The sequence below is a fragment of the Streptomyces sp. NPDC050535 genome (assembly GCF_044457665.1).
GTDB lineage: Bacteria > Actinomycetota > Actinomycetes > Streptomycetales > Streptomycetaceae > Streptomyces.
Genome location: NZ_JBITHE010000018.1, coordinates 174,318 through 181,928, shown reverse-complemented (window position 1 = coordinate 181,928; position 7,611 = coordinate 174,318). Strand labels below are relative to the sequence as shown.

Sequence of the window (7,611 nt, the reverse complement as noted above, 5' to 3'; positions counted from 1 at the left end):
CTCTTCAACAACCGGATCTACGGCCTCACCAAAGGCCAGTACAGCCCCACCAGCGAAGTCGGCAAGATCACCAAGTCGACGCCGATGGGCTCCCTGGACGCCCCCTTCAACCCCGTCTCCCTCGCGATCGGCGCCGAGGCCTCCTTCGTCGCCCGCACCGTCGACTCCGACCGCAGACACCTCACCGACGTCCTGAGGCAGGCCGCCGCCCACCCCGGCACCGCCCTCGTCGAGATCTACCAGAACTGCAACATCTTCAACGACGGCGCCTTCGAAGCCCTCAAGGACAAAAAACAGGCCGAGGAAGCCGTCATCCGCCTCGAACACGGCCAACCCATCACCTTCGGCACCGACAGCTCCAAAGGCGTCGTCCGCGACCCGGCCACCGGTGACCTGAAAGTCGTGGCCGTCACCGCCGACAACCGGTCACAGATCCTCATCCACGACGCCCACGCCACCTCACCGACCACCGCGTTCGCCCTGTCCCGCCTCGCCGACCCCGACACCCTCCACCACACCCCCATCGGCGTCCTGCGCTCGATCCAACGCCCCGTCTACGACACCCAGATGACCGACCAACTCGACACCGCCATCGAACAGAACGGCAAAGGCGACCTCGCCACCCTCCTCACCGGCAACGACACCTGGACAGTCACCGACTGATCGTTCCGTACGTCGGACAGGGCCCGGGCCATCAGGTCCGGGCCGTTTCCTTTGCGCTGCCGCCGACCCTGCCCGTGACCCCGTCCGCGCCGGCCCTGTCGCCGTCGTACGCCTCGCGCGCCTTCAGCACGTCGTCCATCCGCTCGTGCGTCCAGTCCCCCAGCGCGCTCACCAACTGGGCGGCCTCGCGGCCCAGGCCGGTGAGGGAGTAGTCGACCCGGGGCGGGATCACGGGCTTGGCGTCGCGGTGCACGAGGCCGTCGCGCTCCAGGGTCTGCAGCGTCTGGGTCAGCATCTTCTCGCTGACCCGGCCGATCGCGCGGCGCAGCTCGCTGAAACGGTAGGAGCGTTCGTTCAGCTCGATCAGGACGAGGACGCCCCAGCGGCTGGTGACGTGTTCCAGGACGAGGCGGTGCGGGCACATGGCCTCGCCCTCGAGGTTCCAGTTACTTACTGCCATGCCAGTACCTTACTTCAAAGTGGGTACTTTCGAGAAGTTAGTGCATCTCCTAGGGTTAGTGCCAGACCCCACAACAAGGAGATATCAGTCATGAGCATCGTCGTCACCGGAGCCACCGGACACCTCGGCCGTTTCGTCATCGAAGGGCTGCTGGAGAAGGTCCCGGCCGACCGGATCACCGCCGTCGTGCGCGACGAGGAGAAGGCTGCCGGTTTCGCCGCCCGCGGCGTGAGGATCGCGGTGGCCGACTACAACGCCCCCGAGACCTTCGACGGAGTCTTCTCCGCCGGTGACAAGGTGCTGCTGATCTCCGGCAACGAGTTCCACCTCGGCCGCGTGGGCCAGCACCAGGTCGTCATCGACGCGGCCAGGGCCGCCGGCGCCGCGCTCCTCGCTTACACCAGCGCTCCCGGCACCCTCACGGCCGCGCTGGCCGACGACCACCGGGCCACGGAGGAGGCGCTCCTCGCGTCCGGTCTGCCGTACTCCCTGCTGCGCAACGGCTGGTACAACGAGAACTACACGGAGAACCTCGCCCCCGTCCTGGAGCACGGCGCGGTCGTCCAGGCCGCGGGTGACGGCCGTATCGCCGCTGCCGCGCGCGCCGACTACGCCGCCGCCGCCGTGGCGGTGCTGACCGGTGAGGGCCACGAGAACACGACGTACGAGCTGAGCGGGGACACCGCGTTCGGCTTCGCCGAGTACGCCGCCGAGGTGGCCACGCAGTCCGGCAAGGAGATCGTCTACAACGCCGTCCCGGCCGAGGCCTACGTCGGCATCCTGACCGGCGCCGGACTGCCCGAGGCCTTCGCCACGATCCTGGCGGGCGTGGACGAGTCCATAGCCAAGGGCGAGCTCGCGGTGACGAGCGGCGACCTGTCCCGGCTGACCGGCCGCCCGACCACGCCGATCGTCGAGTCGATCGCGGCGGCACTCAAGGGCTGACCGGACCCGAGTCCGCCGTACACCCCCGGCTGTCATGACCGTATGGCGATACGGGCATGACAGCCGGGGGTGTACGGCGCTACCTTCTTGAAGGCCGTACGAGCACGGCCGCAGGGGCAAGGAGGACGCGGTGGCGGCTAAGGCCAGGGGCGAAGCGCACATAGGTCTGCTGAACGGCATCGCCGCGTACGGCATGTGGGGCCTCGTCCCCATATTCTGGCCGCTCCTGAAGCCCGCCGGGGCGGCCGAGATCCTCGCCCACCGGATGGTGTGGTCGCTGGCCTTCGTCGGGATCGCGCTCGTGGTGATACGGCGCTGGGCCTGGGCCGGTGAACTGTTGCGGCAGCCGCGCAAACTCGCACTGATCACGGTGGCCGCGGCCCTGATCACCGTGAACTGGGGCGTCTACATCTGGGCCGTGAACACGGGGCACGTCGTCGAGGCCTCGCTCGGCTACTTCATCAACCCGCTGGTCACCATCGCGATGGGCGTGCTGATCCTCAAGGAGCGGATGCGGCCCCTCCAGTGGACGGCGGTCGGCGTCGCCTTCACGGCGGTGGTGGTGCTCACTCTCGGATACGGCAGCCCGCCGTGGATCTCCCTCACCCTCGCCTTCTCCTTCGCCACCTACGGGCTGGTCAAGAAGAAGGTCAACCTCGGCGGCATCGAGTCGCTCGCCGCCGAGACAGCCGTCCAGTTCCTGCCCGCGCTGGCCTTTCTGCTGTGGCTGGGGGCGACCGGACGGGCGACCTTCGGCACCGAGGGCGTGGGGCACATGGCGCTGCTCTCGGCGACCGGCGTGGTGACCGCGCTGCCGCTGGTCTGTTTCGGCGCGGCGGCCATCAGGGTTCCGCTGTCCACCCTGGGGCTCCTCCAGTACCTGGCGCCGGTCTTCCAGTTCCTGCTGGGCGTCTTCTACTTCCACGAGGCCATGCCGCCCGAGCGCTGGGCCGGTTTCGCGCTGGTCTGGCTCGCGCTGTCGCTGCTCACCTTCGACGCGCTGCGCACCGCGCGCCGGGCGGCACGGACGCTCAGGGCCGAGACCAGCACCCCCAGGACCACCATCGCCACCGGCACGGTCAGCGCCGCGCGGAACGCGGACAGTTCGCCGCCCTCCCCCGACCCCGTACCGGCCGGTCCGGAAGCCGTCGACGCCAAGCCGTAGACCGCGGTCACCGCCGAGATCCCGATCGCCGAGCCGAACTGCGTCGCCGTGTGCAGCAGCCCGCTCGCCAGCCCCTGCTCCGACTCCGCCACCCCGTCCGTCGCCGCGATGGTCAACGGCCCGTAGGCGAGGGCGAAGGCGGTCCCCGCGATGATCAGCGTCGGGAACATCGCGGCGTACGACCAGTCCGCGCCCACGGGCAGGAACAACCCGTACGCGACGACCGCGAGCACGAACCCGGCGAGGACCACCCGGGTGTGGCCGTACCGCTCGACCAGTTTCGGCGTGAGCGTCGGTGCCAGCACCGCGTCGCAGCCCATCACAATGAGCGCGACCGCCGTCTGGAGCGCCGACCAGCCGCGCAGTTCCTGGAGGTAGAGCGTCAGCACGAACTGGAAGCCGAAGAAGGCGCCCACGAAGAGCAGCGCGCCGAGGTCGGCACGGACCACCGAGCCCTTGCGGAGGAGGCCGAGGCGTACGAGAGGGCTGGCGGCGCGGCGTTCGACGGCGACGAAGGTGACGGCGAGCAGCAGCGCCGCGAGCGCCACCACCGCGGTCAACTGCCAGTCGCGCAAACCGTGTTCGAGGCGGATGACGGCGTACGCGGCGAGGAGCATGGCCCCGGCGGCGGTGACGGCGCCGGTGAGGTCGAACCGCTGTTCCGCGGTACGGGGCCGGTGGCGCCCCTCCTGTACGGGGATCAGCCGGACCGCCGCGACGAGGATCGCGCCGGCGAGCAGCACCGGGGCGAAGAACACCCAGCGCCAGCCGAGTTCGGTGAGCAGGCCGCCGATGACGAGGCCGAGGGAGAAGCCGCCGGCCGCCGTACCCGCGAAGACCAGCAGGGCCTTGTTGCGTTGGCGGCCCTCCTCGTACGACGTGGTGATCAGGGACAGCGCGGCCGGGGTCATGAAGGCGGCGGAGACTCCCGTGACGAAGCGGGCCACGATCAGCATCCAGCCCTCCGTGGCGAAGCCGCCGAGTCCGGAGAAGGCGACGAAGACCGTCAGCGAGGCGAGGAACATCCGGCGGCGGCCGAGCAGGTCGGCGGCGCGTCCGCCGAGGAGGGTGAATCCCGCGTAGCCGAGGACGTAGGAGCTCATCACCCAGGCAGCGGCGGTCGTGGACAGGGCGAGGTCGGATCTGATGGAGGGGATCGCGACCGCGAGCATGGCGACGTCGATGCCCTCCAGGAAAATGGTTCCGCAGAGGACCAGCAGTAAGGCCCAGGCGCGGGTGCCCATGGGGACTCCTCAGATAGGTGCGGTTACGCGACCGAGGGTCGGTTCCCTCTTGTAACCATGGCCAGCCTGCGGCAGCATCGACAGGCATGGAAGAAGGCACTTCGAAGTCACCGAGTAACTGCGAAGGCACCGTGGACTACGGGGACGCCGATCCCTTCCAGTGGGACACCCGGGAGGACTGCGAGGTGCGGCAGATCCTCGACCGGGTCGCCGACAAGTGGTCCCTGCTGGTGATCGCCCTGCTCGACCGGCGCGTTCTCCGCTTCACGGAACTGCGGCGCGAGATCGACGGAGTCAGTCAGCGGATGCTCACCGTGACCCTGCGGCAGCTCGAGCGGGACGGGCTGGTGAAGCGGACGGTGCATGCCGTGGTGCCGCCGCGGGTGGACTACGAACTCACGCCGCTGGGCGGCACGTTGCACGCCACCATCCAGTCCCTGGTGACCTGGACCGAGGAGCACCAGGGGGAGATCGCCTCGGCGCGGGAGGACTACGACTCGCGGGCGTCGGCGGTGGCGGGCGGGTGACTTGGGCGGCCGGGGCGGCTGGGGCGGATTGCGTGCCTTGATCGGCTCGGGTGGCCCGCTCGGCTTGTCCGGCCGGTTCGGCCCACTCCCCCTGCGCGCCCCGCGCGGCTCACTCGGATTGCTCGGCCTGCCCGGTTTCTGATCCGGACCGGCGGGCGCGGTGTGCGCGTGCCTTGTGGAGGTTGCCGCAGTGCTCCATGGCGCACCAGCGGCGGCGGCCGGGGCGGGACGTGTCGACGAAGAGCAGGTAGCAGTTGTCGGACCCGCACTCGCGGACGCGGTCGGCGTGCGGGCCGGTGAAGAGGTCGACGGCGTCACGCGCGACGGTGGAGAGCAGTCGCGTGCCGGTGGCGCCGGGGGCCCAGGCCCGGGTGCCGTCCGGTTCGATGCGGGCGACGAGCGAGGGCTCGGCCGCGGCCGCGTTGACGACGGCCAGGTCGCGGGGGTTCGGCGAGCGGCCGTGCGCGCGGTCCGAGGTCAGCAGGAACAGGGCGTCGCGGACTGTCCGGGTTCGCTCCAACTCCCTCTGGCTCACAGATAGTTGGAGCCCGGATGACAAGCGGCTCAGGTCCGCCCAGCGCACCAGGTCCGCGGGCTCGTGCAGCACCTCGTAGCGGGCGAACTCCCCCGGACCGCCCGTCGTCAGCAGCTCCAGGCAGAGGGCTCCGGGGTCGAAGCGATAGGCCTTCCCTCCGTACGACACGAGGGTCAGTCCCGGCGATTCCATTGCACGCTCGCTCACGTAACCACTATAAGTGGTTACCATGACACACGCGACCCTGCACTGGAAGCTCGTCATCGACGCCGCCGACCCGCACGCCCAGGCGGACTTCTGGGCCGCCGCCCTCGGCTATCAGGTCGAGGACAACAGCGCGCTCGTCGAGCGACTGCTCGGCCTCGACGCCGTACCGGTCGAGCTCACCGTCGACTCCCATGGCCGCCGGGCATGGCGGGACCTGATCGCCGTAAGGCATCCGGACGATCCGTACGAGGAGGAGACCGGAATCGGGCTCGGGCGACGGCTGCTCTTCCAGCGCGTACCGGAGCCGAAGACCGTCAAGAACCGGCTCCATCTCGACCTGCACGCGGGGGCCGAGCGGCGTGCGGACGAGGTGGCCCGACTGGAGGGACTGGGGGCGGCGGTGCTGCGGCAGGTGAAGGAGCCGGGCGGCGAGTGGGTGGTGCTGACGGACCCCGAGGGGAACGAGTTCTGCGTCCAGTAGCCGCGAGTTCGCCCCGTTCCGATATCCGAACTCCCCTGACCAAATAGCGCTCTTGACGGAGCATCAGTCCCACCTTCACCATCCAGGCACCCCATTCGCTGAGGAATCCCTGTGGATTCCCACGGAATTCGGAGCCCCCCACATGAAGCTCTCCGTCACCGGGCGTGCCACCGCGGCTGCCGTCGTCGCGGCCGTCACGCTCCTCACCACCAGCTCGATAGCCGGCGCGGCGCCCACACGTGTGGCCGCCGCGCCCGATCTCCCCGTGGCCAACGTCAAGGCCCATCTCGCTCAGCTGCAGTCCATCGCTACCGCCAACGGCGGCAACCGCGCCCACGGCCGCACCGGTTACAAGGCCTCGCTCGACTATGTGCAGGGCAAGCTGAACGCGGCCGGATTCACCACGACCGTCCAGCAGTTCACGTCCGGTGGCCGCACCGGGTACAACCTCATCGCCGACTGGCCCGGCGGCGACACCGGTCAGGTCGTCATGGCCGGGTCCCATCTCGACAGCGTGACGGCGGGGGCCGGCATCAACGACAACGGCTCGGGTTCGGCGGCCGTGCTGGAGGCCGCGCTCGCCGTCTCCCGGGCGCAGTACCAGCCCACCAAGCATCTGCGGTTCGCCTGGTGGGGCGCGGAGGAACTGGGCATGGTCGGCTCTCGCTACTACGTCAACAGACTCTCCACCACCGACCGTTCGAGGATCAGCGGCTATCTGAACTTCGACATGATCGGCTCACCGAACCCCGGGTACTTCGTCTACGACGACGATCCCGCCATCGAGAAGACCTTCAAGGCCTACTACGCGGGGATCGGCGTAGCCACGGAGATCGAGACCGAGGGCGACGGCCGCTCCGACCATGCACCGTTCGACAGCGCGGGCATCCCGGTCGGCGGTCTGTTCAGCGGCGCGGACTACATCAAGACAGCGGCGCAGGCCGCCAAGTGGGGCGGCACGGCCGGCCTGGCCTTCGACCGCTGCTACCACTCGTCCTGCGACACCACGTCGAACATCAACGACACGGCGCTGGACCGGAACAGCGATGCCCTGGCCTACGCGGTGTGGGAGCTGTCCTCCTAGCTTCCGCGTGCGACGACCGGTCCTGAGCGGTCCGGTCGTCGCCCTGCCCCGCGGTCGGTGCCGTTCCCCGGGTCGAGCGTCCCGAGCGTACGGTCACCGGACACGGGCGGGCGCTCTCCGGGGTGTGTTGGCCGGCGGCCTAAGGGCTGTCCCGTAATCCCCGGTGGATCAGCGCGCGGCGTCAGATGCGGTGCATCGCAAGGCGGAGGGTCGTCCTCATACCGGGTGTATTCGGGCGATCCGACAACGCGGCGAGGTGCCGTAGCTGTCGTCGTGCGCCCGCCGGGGATTACGGGACAG

Annotated in this window: 8 protein-coding genes and 1 pseudogene; 6 read left to right on the top strand and 3 right to left on the bottom strand. The window is 69.6% G+C overall.

Annotated features, from left to right (window positions below):
* Positions 1–663: thiamine pyrophosphate-dependent enzyme (locus tag ACIBLC_RS31995; protein WP_399214824.1), on the top strand; the 663-nt coding region annotated here is incomplete at its 5' end.
* A 31-nt stretch (positions 664–694) separates the two neighbouring features.
* Here ACIBLC_RS31995 and ACIBLC_RS31990 read toward each other — a convergent pair.
* Positions 695–1,123, bottom strand: coding sequence for a winged helix-turn-helix transcriptional regulator (locus ACIBLC_RS31990; RefSeq protein WP_399214823.1), 429 nt, complete (start codon positions 1,121–1,123; stop codon positions 695–697).
* Positions 1,124–1,213: 90 nt separating this feature from the next.
* On the opposite strand from ACIBLC_RS31990, the gene ACIBLC_RS31985 reads away from it, so the two are divergent.
* Both ACIBLC_RS31985 and rarD read left to right on the top strand, forming a co-directional pair.
* Entirely contained in the window at positions 1,214–2,068 is an 855-nt protein-coding gene (locus ACIBLC_RS31985; RefSeq protein ID WP_399214822.1) for an NAD(P)H-binding protein, read from the top strand.
* A 193-nt stretch (positions 2,069–2,261) separates the two neighbouring features.
* Positions 2,262–3,233: an EamA family transporter RarD gene (rarD, locus tag ACIBLC_RS31980; RefSeq protein ID WP_399214833.1), complete on the top strand. Its 972-nt coding sequence runs from the start codon at positions 2,262–2,264 to the stop codon at positions 3,231–3,233.
* A gap of 32 nt (positions 3,234–3,265) precedes the next feature.
* Here rarD and ACIBLC_RS31975 read toward each other — a convergent pair.
* Positions 3,266–4,477: pseudogene (locus ACIBLC_RS31975) on the bottom strand (MFS transporter); the annotation flags it as partial.
* Between the two features lie 86 nt (positions 4,478–4,563).
* On the opposite strand from ACIBLC_RS31975, the gene ACIBLC_RS31970 reads away from it, so the two are divergent.
* Positions 4,564–5,004, top strand: a complete 441-nt coding sequence (locus ACIBLC_RS31970; protein WP_399214821.1) for a winged helix-turn-helix transcriptional regulator — start codon at positions 4,564–4,566, stop codon at positions 5,002–5,004.
* 109 nt (positions 5,005–5,113) lie between these two features.
* Here ACIBLC_RS31970 and ACIBLC_RS31965 read toward each other — a convergent pair whose 3' ends face one another.
* Positions 5,114–5,731 carry a CGNR zinc finger domain-containing protein gene (locus ACIBLC_RS31965; RefSeq protein ID WP_399214832.1) on the bottom strand — a complete coding sequence of 206 codons (618 nt, stop codon included), beginning with the start codon at positions 5,729–5,731 and terminating at the stop codon, positions 5,114–5,116.
* Between the two features lie 37 nt (positions 5,732–5,768).
* Between ACIBLC_RS31965 and ACIBLC_RS31960 the strand changes: the two genes are divergently transcribed.
* Complete coding sequence (locus ACIBLC_RS31960) at positions 5,769–6,227, top strand: VOC family protein (protein ID WP_399214820.1); 459 nt, start codon at positions 5,769–5,771, stop codon at positions 6,225–6,227.
* A gap of 142 nt (positions 6,228–6,369) precedes the next feature.
* A complete protein-coding gene (locus ACIBLC_RS31955; protein WP_399214819.1) occupies positions 6,370–7,311 on the top strand; it encodes a M28 family metallopeptidase in 942 nt (313 codons plus the stop codon).
* Positions 7,312–7,611 lie beyond the last annotated feature (300 nt).

Coding starts and splice junctions, on each gene's coding strand:
- ACIBLC_RS31970 (WP_399214821.1), top strand. CDS start 4,564: ATGGAAGAAGGCACTTCGAAGTCACCGAGTAACTGCGAAGGCACCGTG.
- ACIBLC_RS31955 (WP_399214819.1), top strand. CDS start 6,370: ATGAAGCTCTCCGTCACCGGGCGTGCCACCGCGGCTGCCGTCGTCGCG.
- ACIBLC_RS31965 (WP_399214832.1), bottom strand. CDS start 5,731: ATGGAATCGCCGGGACTGACCCTCGTGTCGTACGGAGGGAAGGCCTAT.
- ACIBLC_RS31960 (WP_399214820.1), top strand. CDS start 5,769: ATGACACACGCGACCCTGCACTGGAAGCTCGTCATCGACGCCGCCGAC.
- rarD (WP_399214833.1), top strand. CDS start 2,262: ATGTGGGGCCTCGTCCCCATATTCTGGCCGCTCCTGAAGCCCGCCGGG.
- ACIBLC_RS31985 (WP_399214822.1), top strand. CDS start 1,214: ATGAGCATCGTCGTCACCGGAGCCACCGGACACCTCGGCCGTTTCGTC.
- ACIBLC_RS31990 (WP_399214823.1), bottom strand. CDS start 1,123: ATGGCAGTAAGTAACTGGAACCTCGAGGGCGAGGCCATGTGCCCGCAC.